The sequence below is a fragment of the Ruegeria sp. AK4 genome (assembly GCF_056541025.1).
Window position 1 is genome coordinate 114,352 of the sequence record NZ_JBQFXS010000011.1, and the last position, 19,860, is coordinate 134,211.

General features: G+C 62.9%; 19 protein-coding genes and 1 pseudogene. 15 read left to right on the forward strand and 5 right to left on the reverse strand.

Annotated features, from left to right (window positions below):
• The first annotated feature begins 3 nt into the window (after window positions 1–3).
• The 8 genes from ACR0EZ_RS18145 to rarD all read left to right on the forward strand — a co-directional run bounded on the left by ACR0EZ_RS18145 (window position 4) and on the right by rarD (window position 9,996).
• A complete protein-coding gene (locus tag ACR0EZ_RS18145) occupies window positions 4–384 on the forward strand; it encodes a GFA family protein (protein ID WP_480615750.1) in 381 nt (126 codons plus the stop codon).
• A gap of 16 nt (window positions 385–400) precedes the next feature.
• Entirely contained in the window at window positions 401–2,848 is a 2,448-nt protein-coding gene (locus ACR0EZ_RS18150; RefSeq protein WP_480615752.1) for a GcvT family protein, read from the forward strand.
• A gap of 18 nt (window positions 2,849–2,866) precedes the next feature.
• Complete coding sequence (locus ACR0EZ_RS18155; RefSeq protein ID WP_480615754.1) at window positions 2,867–3,343, forward strand: cupin domain-containing protein; 477 nt, start codon at window positions 2,867–2,869, stop codon at window positions 3,341–3,343.
• Complete coding sequence (locus tag ACR0EZ_RS18160) at window positions 3,333–4,400, forward strand: alcohol dehydrogenase family protein (RefSeq protein ID WP_480615756.1); 1,068 nt, start codon at window positions 3,333–3,335, stop codon at window positions 4,398–4,400. The genes ACR0EZ_RS18155 and ACR0EZ_RS18160 overlap by 11 nt, the downstream gene beginning before the upstream one ends.
• 12 nt (window positions 4,401–4,412) lie before the next feature.
• The gene (locus ACR0EZ_RS18165) at window positions 4,413–5,306 is read left to right on the forward strand and encodes a homocysteine S-methyltransferase family protein (protein WP_480615758.1); all 894 of its coding nucleotides are present in this window, start codon (window positions 4,413–4,415) and stop codon (window positions 5,304–5,306) included.
• A gap of 9 nt (window positions 5,307–5,315) precedes the next feature.
• Window positions 5,316–6,293 carry a GlxA family transcriptional regulator gene (locus tag ACR0EZ_RS18170; RefSeq protein ID WP_480615760.1) on the forward strand — a complete coding sequence of 326 codons (978 nt, stop codon included), beginning with the start codon at window positions 5,316–5,318 and terminating at the stop codon, window positions 6,291–6,293.
• Between the two features lie 89 nt (window positions 6,294–6,382).
• Window positions 6,383–8,833, forward strand: coding sequence for a GcvT family protein (locus ACR0EZ_RS18175; RefSeq protein WP_480615762.1), 2,451 nt, complete (start codon window positions 6,383–6,385; stop codon window positions 8,831–8,833).
• Window positions 8,834–9,090: 257 nt separating this feature from the next.
• Window positions 9,091–9,996, forward strand: a complete 906-nt coding sequence (gene rarD, locus ACR0EZ_RS18180) for an EamA family transporter RarD (RefSeq protein WP_480615764.1) — start codon at window positions 9,091–9,093, stop codon at window positions 9,994–9,996.
• Here the strand turns inward: rarD and ACR0EZ_RS18185 are convergent.
• Entirely contained in the window at window positions 9,987–10,697 is a 711-nt protein-coding gene (locus ACR0EZ_RS18185) for an SGNH/GDSL hydrolase family protein (protein ID WP_480615766.1), read from the reverse strand. The genes rarD and ACR0EZ_RS18185 overlap by 10 nt on opposite strands.
• A gap of 2 nt (window positions 10,698–10,699) precedes the next feature.
• Window positions 10,700–11,110, reverse strand: a complete 411-nt coding sequence (locus tag ACR0EZ_RS18190) for a nuclear transport factor 2 family protein (RefSeq protein ID WP_480615768.1) — start codon at window positions 11,108–11,110, stop codon at window positions 10,700–10,702.
• Between the two features lie 96 nt (window positions 11,111–11,206).
• Between ACR0EZ_RS18190 and ACR0EZ_RS18195 the strand changes: the two genes are divergently transcribed.
• The 4 genes from ACR0EZ_RS18195 to ACR0EZ_RS18210 all read left to right on the forward strand — a co-directional run bounded on the left by ACR0EZ_RS18195 (window position 11,207) and on the right by ACR0EZ_RS18210 (window position 14,099).
• Window positions 11,207–11,854 carry an RluA family pseudouridine synthase gene (locus tag ACR0EZ_RS18195; protein ID WP_480615770.1) on the forward strand — a complete coding sequence of 216 codons (648 nt, stop codon included), beginning with the start codon at window positions 11,207–11,209 and terminating at the stop codon, window positions 11,852–11,854.
• Window positions 11,855–11,976: 122 nt separating this feature from the next.
• Window positions 11,977–12,648: a YiaD family glycine zipper/OmpA-like lipoprotein gene (locus ACR0EZ_RS18200; RefSeq protein ID WP_480615772.1), complete on the forward strand. Its 672-nt coding sequence runs from the start codon at window positions 11,977–11,979 to the stop codon at window positions 12,646–12,648.
• A gap of 109 nt (window positions 12,649–12,757) precedes the next feature.
• A complete protein-coding gene (locus tag ACR0EZ_RS18205) occupies window positions 12,758–13,315 on the forward strand; it encodes an NADPH-dependent FMN reductase (protein WP_480615774.1) in 558 nt (185 codons plus the stop codon).
• Window positions 13,305–14,099 (forward strand): HTD2 family dehydratase, encoded by a 795-nt coding sequence (locus ACR0EZ_RS18210; RefSeq protein WP_480615776.1) that lies wholly within the window; start codon window positions 13,305–13,307, stop codon window positions 14,097–14,099. Before ACR0EZ_RS18205 ends, ACR0EZ_RS18210 begins: the two co-directional genes overlap by 11 nt.
• Here the strand turns inward: ACR0EZ_RS18210 and ACR0EZ_RS18215 are convergent.
• Window positions 14,091–15,125, reverse strand: coding sequence for an NAD(P)/FAD-dependent oxidoreductase (locus tag ACR0EZ_RS18215; protein WP_480615778.1), 1,035 nt, complete (start codon window positions 15,123–15,125; stop codon window positions 14,091–14,093). The two genes, ACR0EZ_RS18210 and ACR0EZ_RS18215, sit on opposite strands and share 9 nt — an antisense overlap.
• Before the next feature lie 55 nt (window positions 15,126–15,180).
• On the opposite strand from ACR0EZ_RS18215, the gene mnmC2 reads away from it, so the two are divergent.
• Window positions 15,181–15,846: a tRNA (5-methylaminomethyl-2-thiouridine)(34)-methyltransferase MnmC2 gene (mnmC2, locus tag ACR0EZ_RS18220; RefSeq protein ID WP_480615780.1), complete on the forward strand. Its 666-nt coding sequence runs from the start codon at window positions 15,181–15,183 to the stop codon at window positions 15,844–15,846.
• Window positions 15,843–16,712 carry a DMT family transporter gene (locus tag ACR0EZ_RS18225; RefSeq protein ID WP_480615782.1) on the forward strand — a complete coding sequence of 290 codons (870 nt, stop codon included), beginning with the start codon at window positions 15,843–15,845 and terminating at the stop codon, window positions 16,710–16,712. Before mnmC2 ends, ACR0EZ_RS18225 begins: the two co-directional genes overlap by 4 nt.
• On the opposite strand, the gene ACR0EZ_RS18230 is transcribed toward ACR0EZ_RS18225, so the two are convergent.
• Window positions 16,686–18,659, reverse strand: coding sequence for a lytic transglycosylase domain-containing protein (locus ACR0EZ_RS18230; protein ID WP_480615784.1), 1,974 nt, complete (start codon window positions 18,657–18,659; stop codon window positions 16,686–16,688). The genes ACR0EZ_RS18225 and ACR0EZ_RS18230 overlap by 27 nt on opposite strands.
• A 133-nt stretch (window positions 18,660–18,792) precedes the next feature.
• Between ACR0EZ_RS18230 and dapA the strand changes: the two genes are divergently transcribed.
• Window positions 18,793–19,665 carry a 4-hydroxy-tetrahydrodipicolinate synthase gene (gene dapA, locus ACR0EZ_RS18235; RefSeq protein ID WP_480615789.1) on the forward strand — a complete coding sequence of 291 codons (873 nt, stop codon included), beginning with the start codon at window positions 18,793–18,795 and terminating at the stop codon, window positions 19,663–19,665.
• A 97-nt stretch (window positions 19,666–19,762) separates the two neighbouring features.
• Here the strand turns inward: dapA and ACR0EZ_RS18240 are convergent.
• Window positions 19,763–19,860: pseudogene (locus tag ACR0EZ_RS18240) on the reverse strand (dibenzothiophene desulfurase); the annotation flags it as partial.

Here is a 19,860-nt window from a genome sequence, read left to right on the forward strand (position 1 = left end):
GACATGCACACAGGATCCTGCCTTTGCGGCAAGGTCGCCTTCACCATTGACGGAGACCTCAGCCCGCCCAACGCCTGCCATTGCGGGCAGTGCCGCAGGCAGTCGGGGCATCTGTGGGCGTCGACCGTGACGCATCAGGACAATCTCAGCTTTACCGCCAGCGACACGCTGGGCTGGTATCGCGCCTCGGACGCGGCCCGGCGCGGCTTTTGCAGCGCCTGCGGCTCGTTCCTCTTCTGGCAGCACAATGATGAGGACACGATCGCGATTTCGGTGGGATCTTTGGACGAGCCCACCGGTTTGAAACTCGCCCGGCACATCTTTGTCGCCGACAAGGGCGACTACTACGACATCACAGACGATCTGCCCCAGCGGGCACATTAATTAGGGAACCAAACGCATGAGTGATTTTCCAACCAAGGCCCGTGTGGTCATCATCGGCGGCGGCGTTGTTGGCTGTTCGTCGCTTTATCATCTGGCCAAAAAGGGCTGGACCGACTGTGTTCTGCTGGAAAAGAACGAGCTTACGGCAGGCTCCACATGGCACGCGGCAGGCAACGTGCCGACCTTTTCGACCTCATGGGCGATCATGAACATGCAGCGCTATTCGACCGAGCTGTATTCGCGACTGGCGGACGAGGTCGATTACCCGATGAACTACCACGTCTCGGGCTCGATCCGTCTGGCGCATAGCAAGGAACGGATGCAGGAGTTCGAGCGGGCCCTGTCCATGGGTCTGTATCAAGGTATCCCGATGGAGATGTGGACCCCGGAACAGGCGAAGGAACGGTATCCTTTCCTTGAAACCCACGACCTTGAAGGTGTTCTGTACGACCCGACCGATGGTGATATCGATCCGGCGCAGCTGACGCAGGCGCTGGCCAAGGGCGCGCGCGACATGGGCCAGAAGATCATCCGCTTCTGCCCGGCGACCGGCGTGACTCAGCACGATGACGGCACATGGACGGTACAGACGGAAAAGGGCGATATTGCCTGTGACTATGTGGTCAACGCCGCCGGATATTATGCGCAGCGGGTGGGCGAGATGTTCAAGCCCTTTGGCGGGCGCACCGTGCCTGCGATGGTCATGAGCCACCAGTACCTGCTGACCGACGAAGTGCCCGAGGTTGAGGCGTGGTCGAAGGAACATGGCGGCAAGCTGCCGCTGCTGCGCGACGTGGATATCTCGTACTACCTGCGGCAGGAAAAGAACGGGTTCAACCTTGGGCCTTATGAGCCCAACTGCAAGGGCCACTGGATGACCGAAGACGATCCGATGCCCGAGGATTTCAGCTTCCAGCTTTGGAACGACGATCTGGACCGCATCGAGGACATCGTTACTGACGCGATGGAGCGGGTGCCGCTGATGGCGACCTCGGGCGTCGGGCGGGTGATCAACGGCCCGATTCCCTACGCCCCCGACGGTCTGCCGCTGATCGGCCCGATGCCGGGCGTGAAAAACGCGTTCGAGGCGCACAGCTTTACCTTCGGCATCGCCCAGGGCGGCGGTGCAGGCAAGGTGCTGGCCGAATGGATCGTCGATGGTCACACCGAATGGGACATGTGGGCCGTCGATCCGCGCCGCTACACCGATTACACCGATCAGGATTACTGCAACCAGAAGGGCCTCGAGGTTTATGGCAACGAATACGCCATGCACTTCCCGCACCACGAATGGCCTGCCGCGCGCGACAAGAAACTGTCGCCGGTCCACGCCAAGGTCAAGGAGTTGGGCGGCGTGATGGGTGTCTATAACGGCTGGGAACGGGCCAACTGGTTCGCCAAGCCGGGCGACGATACGTCTGAGGCTGCAACCCACACCTGGGGCCGTTCGGGCCCGTGGGAGCAGCGCATCAGGGAAGAATGCGAGGCGGTGCGCGATCATTGCGGTGTGCTGGACCTGCCGGGTTTCTCGCGCTTCATGCTCAAGGGTGAGGGCGCGGCCGAGGCGTTGCGGGGACTGGTGACAGGTGGCCTGCCCAAGGTTGGCCGCATCAATCTGGTCTATATCTCGGATGACCGGGGCCGCATCCTGACCGAGATGTCTTGCCTGCGCTTGGGCGAGGATGAGTTCGTCATGATCACCGCCGCCACCGCACAATGGCATGACCGCGACATTCTGGTGAACGCCATGCCCGCAGGGGTTTCGGTCGAAGATGTCACCACCACGCGCGACACGCTGATCGTCACCGGCCCGAAATCACGCGAGATCCTGTCGGGGCTGACCGATGCCGATCTGTCCTCTGGCTGGCTGACCCATCAATCCGCGACTGTGGCGGGTCAATCCGCTTACCTGATCCGTGTGTCCTTTGCCGGAGAACTGGGCTGGGAGGTTCATGCCCTGAACGAAGACATGCCTGCGATCTATGACGCGATCCTTGAAGCCGGGGCCAAGCCGTTCGGCATGTATGCCCTGAATTCGTTGCGTATCGAAAAGGGGTACCGCGCGTGGAAGGGCGACCTGTCGAGCGATTACTCGCTGCTCGAAGGGGGCTTGGGCCGTTTCGTCAAGCTGGACAAACCGCAGGATTTCCCCGGCAAGGCCGCGATCCTGAGCGAAAAGCAGCAGGGCGTCGCGAAATCCTTTGTCACTCTGACGGTGGATGCGGGCGATTGCGATGCGCCCTATATGTCCTGCATCTGGCAGGGCGATCAGATCGTGGGCGAGACGACGTCCGGAGCATGGGGCTATCGCGTCGGCAAGTCCATCGCGCTGGGCATGATCAAGGCCGAACTGGCGAACCCGGGAACCGAGCTCGAGGTTGAAATCTACGGTCAAAAATGCCGCGCTGTGGTACAGGAGGATCAGCCGCTTTGGGATCCGACAAACGAGCGGTTGCGCGCATAACGCCCAAAAGGGGATGCCATGAGCACACGATACGCCAAATTGGGACCCGGTGAGGGTCCCAACTATGACTGGGAAAACGACCACACCTTCGTCAAGGTCTCGGGCGACGACACCGGTGGGGCCTATACGCTCATGGAAGACAATCTGAAGGCCAGCTTTGCGCTTGGCCTTCATCGCCATGACAGCCATGCCGAGACGTTTTATTTTCTGGACGGCGCGGTGGATTTCTATGTCGATGGCGACTGGCACCGCTGCACGGCTGGGACCACGATGCATGTGCCTTCGGGTGTGCCGCATGCCTGCCGGGTTGCGGATAATGCGCCAGCGAAGATGCTGATGATCTTTCAGCCCTCGGGATTCGATGGCTTTCTGGCAGAGCTTGCAACCATGACCGGGGATGATTTTGCGGATGAGGCCAAAATGGCCGAATTGAATGCACGCTACGACATTGTTCCGATGGGCCCCGTGCCGCCCCATCCCGATGATGAGAGATAAGGCAATGACGGTCCCGACCACCATGTCCGGCGTTCACCTGACCCGCCACGGCGGCCCCGAAGCGCTGGACTGGCGCGAGGATATTCCGGTGCCGGAACCGGGGCCCGGTCAGGTGCTGGTCCGGGTGGCGGCCGCCGGGGTCAACAACACCGATATCAACACGCGGGTCGGCTGGTATTCCTCGGACGTGACCGGGGCTACCGATGCGGTCGACCAAAAAGTCGAGGCCGGGGGCTGGGGCGGGGCCCTGCACTTCCCGCGCATTCAGGGCGGCGATCTGTGCGGCATCGTCGAGGTAGCTGGCCCCGAGACCGGGTTCTGGCCCGGTCAGCGCGTGACCTGCCCGATCAACCTGCCGCGCCCGCGCCCCGGCAACCCGTTCGGGTTCATAGCACTTGGCTCCGAGATCGACGGGGCGTTTGCCCAATACTGTCTGGTTCAGGCGGATGACCTGTATGACGTGACAGCCTCACCGCTGTCAGACATCGAAATCGCCGCCATTCCCTGCGCATTCGGCACCGCCGAGAACCTGCTGACGCGCGCAGGTGTCACCGCCGGGCATAAGGTGCTGATTACCGGAGCCTCGGGCGGCGTTGGTCTGGCCGCGGTTCAGCTGGCCCGTTTGCGGGGGGCCTCGGTCTGGGGGGTGACGGGGGCGTCAAAGGCGGATGTGGTGAAAGAACAGGGCGCCGTTGCCACGTTCGACCGGGGCGCGCCGCTGCCGCAGGATATGTTCGATGTGGTCATCGATGTGGTCGGCGGGCCGGTCTGGCCCGACCTGATCCTCGCGCTGAAACCGGGCGGAGCTTACGCCGTGTCGGGCGCGATTGCCGGGCCAATCGTTCAGGCCGATCTGCGTGACATCTACCTGCGCGACATCACCATCCACGGCTGCACCCATCAGGCCCCCGAAGTGCTTGGCCGTCTGGTCGAGTTGATCAATCAGGGGCGGATAAAGCCCCTGGTTTCAAAGACCTATCCGCTGCGCGAGATCGCGCAGGCGCAGGACGACTTTCAATCCAAGCTGTTGCCGGGCAAGCTTGTCCTGATCCCGTGAGAAAGAGGTAACATGGCAGATATCACGCTTCTGGACGGCTCAATCGGGCAGGAACTGGTTAAGCTTAGTGGGAAAACCCCGACGCCGCTCTGGTCGACGCGGGTGATGATCGACCATCCCGAACTGGTCGCTCAGGTGCATGCCGAATATTTCCGCCGGGGCGCGATGATTGCCACCACCAACACCTATGCCGTCCACCGCTCGCGCCTTGTGCGCGCCGGAATGGAAGAGCAGCTTGGGGCCCTGATCGACGCCGCCCTGACCCAGGCGCAGGCCGCGCGGCAAGGCACGTCGGGCCGGATCGCAGGATCGCTTGGGCCGTTGCTTGCCACCTACCGCCCCGATCTTGAGCCCGATCCGGCGGATGCGGCGCAAAAATACGCCGAACTGGTCAAACTGATGACGGATCGCGTGGACTTGTTTCTGATCGAAACCGTATCCTCGGTGCTCGAGGCCGAAGGGACCCTGCGTGGCACTGAACGAGCAGACAAACCGGTCTGGCTGGCCTTGTCGGTGATGGATGATGACGGCACGCGGCTGCGGTCGGGCGAACCGCTGGGCGATATCGCCCCCTTGGTGGCGCAGTACCGGCCCGACGCCCTGCTGATCAACTGCTCGCGCCCCGAGGCGATACCGGCCGCGTTGCAGATTCTGTCACAGGTGGGGTTGCCGTTCGGGGCGTATGCCAATGGTTTCACCCATATCGCCGACGGATTCCTGAAAGACGCGCCCACGGTGGACGCACTGGACCGACGGATCGACCTTGACCCGGCGGCCTATGCCGAGCATGCAATGCGTTGGGTTGCACAAGGGGCGACGATCGTTGGCGGATGCTGTGAAATCGGACCGGATCATATCGGGGCGCTGGCCGGGGCGCTTCGGTCTGCCGGGCATCGGATTGTCTGAGGGGTGGTGATGAACCCAAAGCCAAAGCCGAACGTATCCGAACTCCCCGTCCGGCATTTCGACATTCTGGTCGCGCCGGGGTTTGTTCTGCTGGAGCTTGCGTCTCTGGTCGAAGTGCTGCGCGTGGCCAACCGGGTGTGCCCGACCCCCCCGTTCAGCTTCACCTACCGGTCGCTGCGCGGCGGCCCGGTGGCCAGCAGCAGCGAGGCGACGGTTTCGACTCAGGCCATCCTGCCCCAACCCAAGGCCGATTACCTGTTCGTCATCGGCAACTCGGACCCCGATCAGCCCGACCTGTCGCTGGGCCGTATCGTGTCGGATTACACCTATCGCGGCGCGCAGGTGTTTTTGCTGGCCGAAGCCGCCAGCCGGTATATCGACGAACAGGGCACCGCCGATCTGGCGACGCATTGGGAAAATGCCTCGTTCCTGCGCGAACGCGGCGCGCGGTTCGAGGCCAAGCTGTCGATTGCCACCGAACGCGGCGCGGTCGTGACCTGTGCCGGGATGGAGGCGACGACGGATGTTGCGCTGGCGGTGATCGGGCGGCATGTGTCCGGCCCCGCCAAGATGACCGTCGCCGATATCCTGCTGCACGAAAACATCCGCGATTTTTCCTCGATGCAGCCGTTCTCGGGCGTGAAAACCACAGCCACCGGCGACGCCAAGCTGGATCAGTGCATCAAGCTGATGCAGGCGAATATCGAAGACCCGCTGCCGATCCGGCAGATCGTGGACGCGTTGCATCTGTCGAACCGGTCCCTGGAGCGCAAGTTCAAGACGTTTTTCGAAACCACACCCAACGGGTTCTATCGCGAGATGCGTCTGGCCAAGGCGAATAACCTGCTGCTCAACACCACGATGAGCGTGCGGGAAATCGGGCTGGCCTGCGGATTTCCGAACGGGTTTTCGTCGATCTACAAAAGCTTTTTCGGCGTCACGCCGTTTGTCATGCGGCGCGGCAAGCGTCAGCCATCGCAGGGATGATTTTTGCGCATTCTCTGACGTTTTTGGTGGATATATTGTCGATCTTCCGTGCCATTCAAAGGAAAACCTGAACTAACGGAGACATCAGGATGGTCGATATTCCTACCAAGGCCCGCGTGGTCATCATCGGCGGCGGTGTCATCGGGTGCTCGGTCGCCTATCACCTGACCAAAAAGGGCTGGAGCGACGTTGTGCTGCTGGAGCGCAAGCAGCTGACCAGTGGCACCACCTGGCATGCGGCGGGGCTGATCGCGCAGCTGCGCGCCACCAAGAACATGACCAAACTGGCGAAATACAGTCAGGAGCTTTATGGCTCGCTCGAGGAAGAAACCGGTGTCGCCACCGGGTTCAAGCGCTGCGGTTCGATCACTGTGGCGCTGACCGAGGAGCGCAAGGAAGAAATCTATCGCCAGGCCGCCATGGCCCGCGCTTTCGGCGTTGAGGTCGAGGAGATTTCGAACGAGCGTGTGCAGGAGCTGTATCCGCATATCAATCTAGACGGGATCAAGGGGGCTGTCTACCTGCCGCTTGACGGTCAGGGCGACCCGGCCAACATCGCGCTGGCGCTGGCCAAGGGCGCCCGTCAGCGCGGCGCGCTGATCAAGGAACGCACCAAGGTCACCGCTATCGCCAAAGAGGGCCGCTTTGTCACCGGTGTCGACTGGGAATCCGATGACGGATCGGCCTCGGGGCATATCGAATGTGACATGGTGGTGAACTGTGGCGGCATGTGGGGCCACGAGGTCGGCAAGATGGCGGGCGTCAGCGTACCGCTGCAGGCCTGCGAGCATTTTTACATCGTGACCGAAAACATCGATGGCATGACGCAACTGCCGGTGCTGCGGGTGCCGGATGAATATGCCTATTACAAGGAAGACGCGGGCAAGATCCTTTTGGGGGCCTTTGAGCCGGTTGCCAAACCATGGGCCAATGACGGCATTCCGAAGGATTTCGAGTTCGACCAGCTGCCGGAAGATTTCGACCATTTCGAACCCATTCTTGAAATGGCGGTCGAGCGGGTGCCCCTGCTGGCCGAGGCGGGGATTCACACTTTCTTCAACGGCCCCGAAAGCTTTACGCCCGATGATGCCTATCACCTGGGCCTTGCGCCCGAGCTGAACAACTTCTGGGTCGCGGCGGGTTTCAACTCGATCGGTATTCAGTCCGCCGGTGGCGCGGGCATGGCGCTGGCCGAGTGGATGGATACGGGCGACAAGCCTTTTGATCTGGGTGATGTGGATATCGGCCGGATGCAACCGTTCCAGGGCAACAAGAAATACCTGTATGAGCGGGCAACCGAGACGCTGGGTCTGCTCTACAAGGATCACTTCCCTTTCAAGCAGAAGGAATCGGCCCGTGGCATCCGCCGGTCTCCGTTCCACTATCACCTCAAGGAACGCGGCGCCGTTTTTGGGGAGTTTTCGGGGTGGGAACGCGCGAACTGGTTCGCCCGCGAAAATCAGGAAGCGGAGTATCAGTATAGCTGGAAGCGCCAGAATTTCTTCGACAACGTGCGTGAAGAGCATATGGCGATCCGCCAGAATGTCGGCATGTACGACATGTCCTCCTTCGGCAAGCTGCGGGTCGAAGGGCCGGATGCGACCAAGTACCTGAACTACATCGCAGGTGGCCAGTATGACGTGCCGCATGGCAAGATCGTCTATTCGCAGTTCCTGAACCGCAATGGCGGGATCGAGGCTGACGTCACCATCACCCGCATCTCGACCAACACCTATCTGGTCGTGACCCCGGCGGCGACCCGCTATCACGATCAGGTCTGGATGGAGCGTCACAAGGGCGATTTCAACGTCTCGATCACCGATATCACCGCTGCCGAGGCGACTTTGGCCGTGATGGGCCCACGGTCGCGGGCGCTGCTGCAGGCGGTGTCACCCAACGATTTCTCAAATGACGTGAACCCCTTTGGTACGGCGCAGGAGATCGAGATCGGCATGGGTCTGGCCCGCGTGCACCGCGTGACCTATGTGGGCGAACTGGGGTGGGAGGTCTACCTCTCATCGGACATGGCCGGGCATGTGTTTGAAACGCTCTATGAGGCGGGTCAGGGCATGGGTCTGAAACTGTGCGGCATGCACATGATGGACACCTGCCGGATCGAAAAAGGGTTCCGCCACTTCGGTCACGATATCACCTGCGAGGATCATGTGATCGATGCCGGATTGGGTTTCGCCGTAAAGACCGACAAGCCCGATTTCATCGGCCGGGATGCAGTCCTGCGGCGCAAGGAAACGGGCCCGCTTTCGCGTATGCTCCAGTTCAGACTGACGGATCCCGAACCCCTTCTGTATCACAACGAACCCATTTTGCGGGATGGTGAGATTGTGGGCTACCTGACATCGGGCGCGTATGGGTACCATCTGGGTGGTGCCGTGGGCCTGGGGTATGTACCGTGCGAGGGCGAAAAGGCAGCCGACGTTCTGGCCTCGAGCTACGAGATCGATGTCTGTGGCGTGAAGGTCAAGGCCGAGGCATCGTTGAAGCCGATTTACGACCCCAAATCCGAACGGGTGAAAGCCTGATCGGGGCACAGAACGGGGGCTCTGCCCCCGCCGCCCGTTCCGGGCGACTCCCCCGGGATACTTTGGGACAGATGAAGGAAGGATCCCCTGTTCATCTGTCTTGAAATATCCCGGAGCGCGAGGCAGAGCCTCGCTTATAGTCAGGTCGCCACATGCGGGACATATCAGAATTCCTGATGGCCCGCTTCACAGTTTACATGGTTCCCAAGCTACCCTGATCTGCCCTAAACAGGCGTGGTATCAACCGGAGACCGCTTGTGGCCGACGCCCCTGTCCCACCCAACAACGCCGACACGCCAAAAGGGCTGGCGCTGGCCGTGACGGCCTATGTCCTTTGGGGGTTTCTGCCGCTTTATTTGAAAGCAATGGCGCATATCGGGCCGGTCGAGGTTGTGGCGCACCGCATCATCTGGTCGGTGCCGGTGGCAGGTCTTCTTCTGGTGGCGCTTGGGCGAACGCGCGACATTCGCGCGGGGCTGGGCAATCCGAAAATGCTGGCGATGGGCGCTTTGACGGCGGCTCTGATTTCGGTGAACTGGGCGATTTACGTCTGGGCGATTTCCTCGGGGCATGCGCTGGATGCAGCACTTGGGTATTACATCAACCCTCTGTTCAGTATTGCGCTGGGTGCCATCCTGCTGCGCGAGCCGCTGAACCGGACTCAGCTGCTGGCCGTTGGACTGGCCGCGCTGGGGGTTCTTGTTCTGGTGCTCGAGGCCGGTAAGCTGCCCTGGGCGGCGTTGGGGCTGATGGTCAGTTGGGGGTTTTACGCCTTTTTCAAACGTTCGCTTCCAATCGGACCCAATCAGGGGTTTCTGCTTGAGGTTCTGATCCTGCTGATCCCGGCGCTGGCCTATGTGACTTGGCTGGGAGCGCAGGGAACGGGGCATTTCGGGGCGGCCGCGAGTGACACCATGCTGCTGGCAGGGGCGGGGATCGTGACGGCGGTGCCGCTGCTGGTCTATGCAAACGGGGCCAAACTGGTGCGGCTGTCGACGATGGGCATCCTTCAATACATCGCGCCGACGATGATCTTCATCACCGCCGTCGCCGTCTTTGGCGAACAGATCGACCGGGGCCGGATGATTGCCTTCCCGCTGATCTGGGCCGCTTTGGTGGTCTATTCGATCCCGATGATCCGGCAGGCGCGGGCTCAGGCCTGATGCAGCAGGCGGGCCGCTTCCCTGGCCCAGATCGCATAAGTTTTCGGGCTGGGGTGATAGCCATCCGGTGCGGCCAGGGCGGGATCGTCGGGCAAGTCCAACGTCAGGTGGCGGGCTTGCGCGTAACGCGCGGCGACCTGTTGCAAACCCTGATCCAGACGCGCGGCTTGCCGTCCCAATACCCAGGCCAGAGGCTGGGGGAGGGCAGGGAAGCGGCTCATTTGCGGAACGGCTGTCAGGACCACCCGGCGCGCGCCCAATCTGCCGGTGAGCAGGTCCATCAGGCGGGTTTGCCGCGCGATGAACCTGTTGCGGGTCACGCAGCGCGTCACATCGTTCACGCCAAGCGCCGTCACCACCGCATCATACGGGCCGTCCAGAGCCTCTAACCGGTTCAGAACGTCCAGCGTGGTGTGACCGGTTGTGGCCTCCAGCCGCCATTCGACCGAATAGTGGCGGCCCAGTTGCGTGACCAGATGGCCCGACAGGGCCTGCGCCTGCGTGCCCGCGCCAACCCCTGCCGCCGAGCTGTCGCCGGTGATCAGCAGGCGCAGGCGCGGACCCCGGCCCGAGCGCCCCTGACGCGGGCCCAAAGGCTCGGGCAGCATCTGCGCTTTGCGGCGCACGGACAGGCCCTGGGCCGCAAGCACGGGCAGCAGCGGTACCCTGAGAATCTGGTCGGCGGCAATGGGTCCGGGCATGATCAACTCAGCGCGTCTTTGTATTCCAGAAAGCGGGGATCTTTCATCACCCGGGCCATCATCGCCTCGCGCAGGGCACCAACGGTCTTGTAGGGGCGCATCACCACTTCGAAGGTCTGCACAAGGCCATCGTCGTTCAGGGTGATCAGGTCGACGCCAATCGCATCCAGATCGCCGACCTTGCACTGAAACTCCAGAGCCCAGTCGCTGCCACCGCCCATGATGCGGCGATAGCGGAAATCTGAGAAGACCTGCGCCACATGGCCCAGCACCGCCGCCACCGGCGCGCGGCCTGTCCAGGTGCTGTAATAGGTCGGCGGCAGGAACCGGACATCCTCGGCCAGAAGCGCGTGGATTAGGGTTTCATCGCCCTTGGCGACCACCTCTTGCAGGCGTTTGATTGTTGTGTGCATGTCCTCTTCCTTTTTCGTGCTGCAAGAGTTGCCGATGGCCGCCGCGCAGACAAGGACGACGTTGCGGGAAGGCGCGCGCTGCGATAGGCACCCCGCATGACCGAGACCTATGACCCCCCGACAACGCCGCTGGACGTGTTGCACGAAGATGCGCAGCTGATCGTGGTCAACAAGCCCTCGGGCCTGTTGTCGGTGCCGGGGCGGGGTGAGCATCTGGCCGATTGCCTGCTGACCCGCGTGCAGGCGAGCTTTCCACAGGCGCTGCTGGTGCACCGGCTGGATCGCGACACATCGGGGATCATGGTGTTTGCCCAGACACCCCATGCGCAGCGGCATCTGGGCCTGCAGTTCGAAAAGCGCCAGACCCGGAAAACATATGTTGCCCGCGTCTGGGGCACGGTCGCGCTCAAGACCGGGACCGTGGACCTGCCGCTGACCGTGGACTGGCCCAATCGACCGCGCCAGATGGTGTGCCATGACACCGGTAAACCTGCCGTTACAGACTGGCGCGTCGTGAAGCATGAGGGGGACACCACGCGTTTACGCCTGTTTCCCAAAACCGGCCGGTCGCATCAATTGCGGGTCCACATGCAGGCGCTGGGGCATCCCATTTTGGGCGATCCGTTCTACGCCACCGGGCCCGCGCTGGAGTTCCCCCGGCTGATGCTGCATTCCGAGGAACTGCGCCTGAAACATCCCGAAGGTGGCGTTGCGATGAAGTTCCGCGCCTCTGCCGAATTCTGACCCTTTGGCGGGTATTTGCCGATCTCACCGCATTGTTGCTTGAGACTGTCGCGGCGCAGCGTGATATACTGAGCCAAACGAACCAAACCCGGCAAACGGGTACAGGAGCAGAAGGTGACATCATGATGATTTCCAAGTTTTTTCTGGCCACCGGGCTGTGCTCGGCCATGGCTCTGACCGCATGTACCGATCCCGGTACGCTGAGCGTGCCGAGCGATCCCAACCAGAACACCAAGCAGGGCGCGATCCTGGGTGGTCTTGTGGGGGCCGGTGTCGGCGCCATCGCAAATGGCTCTGATCCCTTGCTGGGGGCGCTGGCCGGTGGGGCCATCGGCGCGGCGGGCGGCGGCCTGATCGGCAATCAACTGGACAAACAGGCGGCGGAACTGCGCCAGCAACTGGCCAATGACGGTATCACCATCGTCAATGCGGGGGATCGGCTGATCGTCACCGTGCCCAATGACATCACCTTTGACACCGACAGCGCCACCGTGCGTCCGGCACTGCGGTCCGATCTGGTGAAGGTGGGGCAGAATCTGGTGAACTACCCCAATTCGAACGTGCAGATCATCGGCCATACCGACAGTGATGGCGATGCGTCTTACAATCAGGGCCTGTCCGTCCGCCGCGCCGATGCGGTGGCTGATATCCTGCAGGCAAACGGTGTCAGCTATAACCGCATCTCGACCATCGGTCAGGGCGAGAACAACCCCGTAGCCTCGAACCTGACGCCCGAGGGCAAGGCGCAGAACCGTCGGGTCGAGATCATCGTGGTGCCCAGCGGCAACGCCTGATCCTGCACCGCAACCGGGTGCTCTGCGCAAGGGCTGTGCATCAAACGGGGTTTGGTTCCGGCCTTTCCCGGTTTAACTATGGGGAAACACTGAATCGGAGTTTCCCCTGATGTCCAAACCGGTCCTGCTTGGCCTGTCCGGGTCATTGCGCCAGAACGCCACCAACCGCAAACTTCTGCGCGAAGCCGCGCGGCTGTTTGAACCGGCCAGCTTTATCGAAGCGGATCTGAACCTGCCGCTCTATGACGGGGATGTCGAAGAGGGTGAGGGCATCCCCGCCGCCGTTCTGACGCTGGCCGAACAGATCGCGCAGGCCGATGCGGTGATCATTTCCACGCCGGAATACAACAAGGGGCCTTCGGGGGTTCTGAAAAACGCGCTGGACTGGGTCAGCCGGACCGAAGGCAACCCGTGGGCGGACAAGCCCGTTGCCGTGATGTCCGCCGCCGCAGGCCGCGCCGGGGGCGAACGGGCGCAGATGATATTGCGGGCCTATATGGTGCCGTTCCAGCCGCGTATCCTGCAGGGGCCCGAGATTCATCTGGCCAGCAGCTCGGATGAGTTTGACGAGCAAGGAAGGCTGCTCAGCCATCGCTACGAAAAAGCGCTGCACAAGCTGATGGAGAAACTGCGGGACATGAGCATAAACTGCCCCAATGCCTCGTGACGTGCAGACCGATGTGATGGACCCGGCGCGGGCGGCTGCGCTGCAAGCGGCGCTGGGCCGGGACGGGGCGATCACCGACGGGTCTGCACTGCCGCCCTTCTTTCACCACCTGTATTTCTGGACGGCCCGTGCGCCGGATCAATTGGGCCGCGATGGCCACCCCCGCGTCGGCGACGCCCTGATCCCCGATATGGGCCTGCCCCGCCGGATGTGGGCTGGTGGTCGGCTGGAGTTTCACGCCCCGTTGATCGCAGGGGTTCCGGCTGAACGGCGATCCGCGCTGGACAGCCAAAGCACAAAGGTCGGGCGGTCGGGCCCGCTGGGCTTTGTCACCCTGCGGCACGAGGTCTGGCAGGCGGGCACCCTGTGCCTGACCGAATGGCAGGACCTTGTGTATCGTGACGACCCGTCGGAGAAAGCGGTCAGCCCGACCCCTCCGGTCGCCAGAACGGACGAAACGGAGCGGCGAGAGGTCCGCTTCGACACCACCCTGCTGTTCCGCTATTCCGCGCTCACGTTCAACGGGCACCGGATTCACTACGATCTGGATTATGCCCGCAACGTTGAAGGCTATGACGGGCTGGTCGTGCATGGGCCATTGCTGGCGCAGCTTCTGATGCTGTTTGCCGAGGACCTGGCGGGTCCCCTGACGTCGTTTTCTTTCCGCGCCACCGCGCCGCTGATGCATTTTGAGGGCGCAGAACTGTGCAGAACCGGGACAGATATGTGGGTGCGCGGCCCTGATGGCCGGCAATGCATGCAGGCCGTGGCCGTGTCAGAGTGACGCTTCGGGCCGGAAACCCTCGGGGATCGTATTGCGGTTTTCAAGGATCAGATCGGCCATGACCTCGGCCACTTTCGGGGCCATGCCAAAGCCGATCTTGAACCCGCCATTGGCGATGAACTGGCCTTGGTGCAGGGGATGCGCGCCCAACATCGGCGCGCGGCTCTTGCTGCGCGGGCGGACACCTGCCCAACGCTCGATGATCTCGGCCCCGTGCAGGACCGGCACCGCGCGGGTGGCACGGTCCAGAACATCGTCCAGCGCGGCGTCGGTGCTGGTTGGGTCGTCATAGTCCCGCTCGGAGGTCGAGCCGATGGCCAGCGTTCCGTCCGCATGAGGCACGATATGGATCGCGTCGGCAAAAAGCTGCGGCACGTGACCCGCGTCAAAGCGCAGCAAGGCTGCCTGTCCTTTGACACCGTTGCCGACGGTTTTGCCAAAGGCGGCGTTGAGTTCCAGCAACCCGGCCAGCCCGGTGGCGTGGACAACGCGCCCCGCGTCGGGCGCTTCGGGAACAACCGCAACGCCCATCACTGCCAGAGCCGCAACCAGCGCGGCGCAGGCGCGCCGTGGGTGCATGCGCGCGGTCAGGGTGTCGTGAATGACATAGCCCGTCGGGCTGGGCGGGCACCACGCGCCAGCCTTGGAGGTTTCGATCACCCGCCACTCGGCACGGCCCTGCCACAGATCGCGCGCCGTCTGCTGCCGCTGCCGCGCCAGATCCAGCCCGTGCTGGTCCGGGATCGGCTGGATACGGCCCAGACGCCCATAGCCTGCGGACACGCCGCCCATCGCCTCGACCTGTGTCCAGAATGATTCGGCCATGATCAGGCTGTCGAACTGAAACGCTTTCTTGGCGTTCCAGTTTTCCGGCACATGCGGGGCCAATGCGCCGACCAGACCGCCGCTTGATCCTGCCCCGGGGCCAAAGGGGTCGACGACCTGCACAGCCGCGCCGGCCTTTGCACAGGTCCATGCGATGGACAGGCCGAAAATCCCCGCGCCCCGCACCGTCACATCGACCATTGCCAATCCCCTTTTCCTTGTTCAGTGTCGCGCCGCCTAGCTACAGGATTCCCCGATGGCAGACCAGCGCGCCAAACTGACCTGGACCGAGGATCGGATTCCGGTCTCGGACCGGTTCGACGATCCCTATTACTCGTTGCAAAACGGGCTGGAAGAGACCCGGCATGTGTTTCTGGCAGGCAACGACCTGCCCGCACGCTTTGCCCCGGGGTTTCACATCGCCGAACTGGGTTTTGGCACCGGGCTGAACATGCTGACGGTTTGGTCCGAATGGGAGAAATCCGGCCAGACCGGGCCGCTGCAGTTCACCAGTTTCGAAGCCTTCCCGATGGACGCCGAGGATATGGCCCGTGCGCTGGCGGCTTTTCCGGACCTGAAACCCTGGGCGGATCGTTTCCTTGCCCATTGGACCGGGCAAAGCTGCGATCTGGACACGCTGTCCTTAAGGGTCATTCAGGGGGACGCCCGCGAGACCTTGCCCACATGGGATGGCGCAGCGGATGCGTGGTTTCTGGATGGGTTCTCGCCCGCCAAGAACCCGGAACTCTGGGGCGCGGACCTGATGCGGCAGGTGGCGGATCACACCGTTCCGAGCGGCACCGCCGCGACCTATACCGCCGCAGGCTTCGTGCGGCGTGGCCTGCAAGAGGCCGGGTTCACCGTTACCCGCGCGCCCGGCTACGGCCGCAAACGCCACATGACGTGGGCGGTCAAGGCATGACGCAGCAGAACAACGTGAGGGCGGGCATCGCGCTCATGATCGGCGCGACGATTGTGTTCGCGATGCAGGACGGCATCTCGCGCCATCTGGCGGGGACTTATAACACCTATATGGTGGTGATGGTCCGCTACTGGTTTTTCGCGGCCTTCGTCATCGCCTTGGCCGCCCGCGCGCCCGGAGGGCTAAAGGCCGCAGCCCAGACCAGCCAGTTGGGTGTTCAGGTATTCCGAGGGGTGCTTCTGGCGGCTGAGATCTGCGTTGCCGTTTTCGGCTTCACCATCCTTGGCCTGATCGACAGTCTGGCGGTGTTCATCTGTTACCCGCTGATGATCGCCGCGCTCAGCGGGCCGATGCTGGGCGAGAAAGTCGGCTGGCGGCGCTGGGTCGCCATCGGTGCCGGATGCGTGGGCGTTCTGATTATCCTGCAGCCGGGGGCCGGAGTCTTTAACCCTTGGGCGATCATTCCGCTGGTCTCTGCGCTGATGTTTGCCGTCTACGGGCTGCTGACCAGATATGTTGCCCGTCAGGACAGCGCGGCCACCAGTTTCTTCTGGACGGGCATTGCCGGGGCAGTGGCAATGACGCTGGTCGGCATGTGGTTCTGGGAACCGATGGCGCGCACGGACTGGTTCTGGATGGGGCTGCTTTGCGTGTGCGGCGTTCTGGGCCACTGGCTGCTGATCAAATGCTACGAGATGGCCGAGGCCAGCGCGGTGCAGCCTTTTGCCTATTTCCATCTGGTCTGGAGCGCGATTCTGGGCATCTCGGTCTTCGGTGAAACACTGCGCCCCGAGGTTGTCGCAGGCGCAGCGCTGGTCGTGAGCGCGGGCCTCTTCACCCTATGGCGCGAACGCCGCCAGCGTTGAGCCTGTAAGCTCCTGCGAGAACGGGATCGGCAGGGCGGGCTGCCCCAGCCGGGCGCGATAGACCGGCAGGCTTTCGGCCACCCGCATCACATAGTTGCGGGTTTCGCTGAACGGGATGGTTTCGATCCAGTCCACCATATCCACCTGACCGGCGCGCGGGTCGCCAAAGCGCTGCATCCACGAGATCGGGCGTCGGGGACCGGCATTATACCCGGCGGCCATCATCACGATATTGCCGTTGAAATCCGCCGCCAGCCCGGACAGGTAATTCGCCCCCAGCTTGGCATTGTATTTCCAGTCCGAGGTCAGCCGGAGCGTTTTGTGCCCGCCGAGGATGCCCAGTTCCTGCGCGACCAGCTTGGCGGTGGCCGGCATCACCTGCATCAGCCCGCGCGCGCCTGCGCCGCTGATCACAACCGGATCGAACTCGCTTTCACGGCGGGCGATGGCCAGCGTCATTTCCTTGGCCATCGGCAGGCCCATATCGGCCACCGGATGCACCGGGTAATAGGCGGCGGGCAGCACCGTTCCGGTCGTTGCCGCGCGTTTGGCAATCATCACCGCCAGATGCGGCTCTTTCAGCTCGATCACCAGATCGCCCAGCTGCGTCGCCTGCACCGGGTCAAGGCTTTCTACCAGATGGGTCAGAAACCGCTCGGCCAGATTGTCCTCACCGGCTTTCAGCAACAGCAACCCGGCTTCCAGCACGCTGGAGGCGGCAAACTCGGCCTCTTTCCAATGCGGTGCCCGGCGCGGGCTGGCCAGTTCGCTGTCAAAGGGCCGCCCGATCTGTTCTGCCGCCAGCAGGCCATAGAATGAGGTCTGGTAATCCGCGCCCATTGCATAGGCCTCATACGCCTTGTCGGCATCGCCATGTGCGGCATAGGCCCGGCCCAGCCAATAACCGCCGCGCCCCTTGGAAATGGGCGACTGCACTGCGGTCGAGAAATTCTGGAAATGCCGGATCGCCGTGGCCGGATCATCCAGCTTGCGCAGGGCAAGGAACCCGGCCAGCCATTCCAGATCGGCATAGCCATAGCCCATTTCCGGCGTCATGTGATGGTTCGCTGCGATGGCATAGGCACGGTTTGCATCGCCCTGACGCATCGCCAGCCGCGCCAGCCTGCGCCGCCCTTCGGCCCATTTATCCGGCTCACCCAGCGCATCCGGGCCGGTTGACCGGGCCAGCATCAGATCGATGGCGCTGTCATCAAGTTCCTTCTTGTCGCGCCAGACAAAGCGGTCAAAGGCCAGCCCCGGCGCATCCGCAAGCGCTTTCGGCACGGCCGAGATTTTCCCGTCCACCCCCGGTTCGCGTTTTTGCAGGGCAATCCGCGCCTCGGCCAGTTTGCGCTGGTCGGCGCTGACCAAGGGCAACATGCGTCCGGCGCTGACCAGATGGCCGTCCCACAGCATCCGGTCCAGCCGCGCCGCGTGATGCGGTTTCAGCACCTTGGCGAAGTTCTCGATGTAATCCTTCTGCAGCCCCGACCCCATCGGCATGGTGCGCCAGGCGGTCACGATATCGGCCTCGGCCTCGCCATGCTGGCCCTTGGCCATCAGCGCAACCGCATGGTTCAGCGCTCCTTCTGCCGTCTGCGGCGGCTGATCGGCGTAGAATGTCAAAGTCCGGTCAGGATCGGCACCGGTGAAGGAGGGCTCACTTTTGCGGCGCAGCCAGGCCAGACCGGGCCAGTCCGGGCGCCGTTCCAGAAACACCAGCACATCGCCGGAACTGCCAAACCCTTCGCGCAGCCAGTGCCAGACGATGACGTCGCGCGACACCGACCCGCGCGCGCCCGACACCTGCAGCGCCTCGTTCCAGTCGCCCTTACGCATTTCGGCCAGCCCGGCCCGCAAATCGCCCGCCGCATCGGCAGATGCCCGCTGCACCGAAAGCGCCAAACACAGAATCACCGCCATCGCAGCAGCCAGAACGCGTGTCATCCCTTGCATTTCCCAACCAACCGAGGATACAGCCATGCAGGATAATGCGTGCGCTGCCGGGATCAACTCACAAACCTTCAAACGAGGCGGACCGGGGCGCGAATACCACAAACTGCACCTGAAGGAGCGTGTCATGTTCAAAGGCTCGATGCCAGCCCTCGTCACCCCGTTCAATAACGGCGAGTTGGACCTGGATACGCTCAAACACCTGGTGGAATGGCAGGTACAGGAAGGCTCGACCGGGTTGGTGCCGGTGGGCACGACCGGCGAAAGCCCGACACTGAGCCATGAAGAGCATGAAACGGTTGTGGCAGAGGTCGTGAAGGCCGCCGCTGGCCGGGTTCCGGTCATTGCCGGCGCAGGGTCGAACAACACGGTCGAGGCCATCCGCTTCGTCCAGTTCGCCAAAGCCGTCGGCGCGGATGCGGCCCTTGTCGTGACGCCCTATTACAACAAGCCGACGCAGAAGGGCCTGCTGGCCCATTTCCGCGCCCTGCACGACTGCGCCGAGATTCCGATCATCATCTACAACATCCCGGGCCGTTCGATCATCGACATGACGCCCGAAACGATGGGAGAGCTGTCGCAACTGCCGCGCATCGTCGGCGTCAAGGACGCAACCGGCGATCTGGCGCGGGTCAGCCAGCAGCGCGCGGCCTGCGGGGAAGAGTTCTGCCAACTGTCCGGTGAGGACGCCACCGCGCTGGGCTTCAACGCTCATGGCGGGGTTGGCTGTATCTCGGTCACGGCCAATGTCGCGCCCAAGCTCTGCGCCGAATTCCAGCAGGCAACGCTGGCTGGCGACTATGCCAAAGCGCTGGCCTATCAGGACCGGCTGATGCCGCTGCACGAGGCGATCTTCATCGAACCCGGACTGGTGGGCGCAAAATACGCGCTCAGCAAACTGGGCCGCTGCAGCACCGAGGTCCGCTCGCCGCTGACGCCGCTCGAGGACAGCACCAAAGCCACCATCGACGCCGCCATGGCGCATGCGGGCCTGCTGTAAGCCGCGGCCCCAAACCGGATCCGTTCTTCATCTGGCCGAAAATATCCCGGGGGAGGAATTGGCCTGAAAGGCCAAGGAGGGGGCTGGCCCCCTCCCCTTACCGTTTGCCGTAGTACAGCCCGACGACATGTTCCGCCTGCGCAAAGAACAACCAGCGTGAGATCACGACGCCGGTCAGATGCGACAGCACGGCCA